Annotated in this window: 1 protein-coding gene; it reads left to right on the top strand. The window is 66.4% G+C overall.

The features are described from left to right. The coding region (locus EN824_RS34505) for an AMP-binding protein (RefSeq protein WP_135933227.1) at positions 1 to 298 on the top strand (298 nt) is incomplete at both ends.

Genomic DNA, 298 nt, shown 5'->3' with positions numbered 1-298 from the left:
GACGCTCTTCCGATCTGGAAGTGCGCGTGGGCGTCGCGATGCAGCGCTCGGCAGCGCTGGTTGCATCGCTGCTTGGCGTGCTGCGCGCGGGCGCGGCGTACGTGCCGCTCGATCCGTCATATCCGGCCGAGCGTCTTGCGCATATCGTCGACGATTCGCAGTTGCGCCTGATCGTCACCGATGCGGAAAGTCTCGCATCGTATGCAGCACTGTTCGGTGCGCGGCTGACGCTCGATGCGGCCGCGCTGCGCGACATCGCATTGAGCGCGCACGCGCACGACGTCATTGTGGACGACGC

It is taken from the genome of Mesorhizobium sp. M8A.F.Ca.ET.181.01.1.1, from assembly GCF_004792025.1.
In the GTDB taxonomy this organism is placed as follows: domain Bacteria; phylum Pseudomonadota; class Alphaproteobacteria; order Rhizobiales; family Rhizobiaceae; genus Mesorhizobium.
This window is presented reverse-complemented; position numbering and strand designations above follow the sequence as displayed.